Genomic DNA, 263 nt, shown 5'->3' on the forward strand with positions numbered 1-263 from the left:
ATTGTAAAGTCCTCACAGTCGCCGCCAGCCGCGCCGAGAAACTCTGAGGGCGTCGCCCAGTAGTCATTTTCTCCCCAGATTTCAATATCATTCAGAAACATAAACTGATTAAAGAAGCGGTTGACCTGCTCCAGCATCTGCCTTTCCTGCTGATGGGAAACGGACGCCAGCAACTGCCGCCAGGCCATCATCCGCTTGCCTGCGCGCTCACCATAAAACGCCGTGACGCGATCAAACGCCGCTTGTTCCTGTTCATTGAAGGC

1 pseudogene is annotated in these 263 nt (G+C 54.0%); it reads right to left on the reverse strand.

Going from position 1 to position 263, the window contains the following annotated elements:
• A pseudogene (locus ACYP03_RS26625) lies at window positions 1–263 on the reverse strand (transglutaminase-like cysteine peptidase); the annotation flags it as partial.

This window comes from Photobacterium sp. R1, from assembly GCF_054600795.1.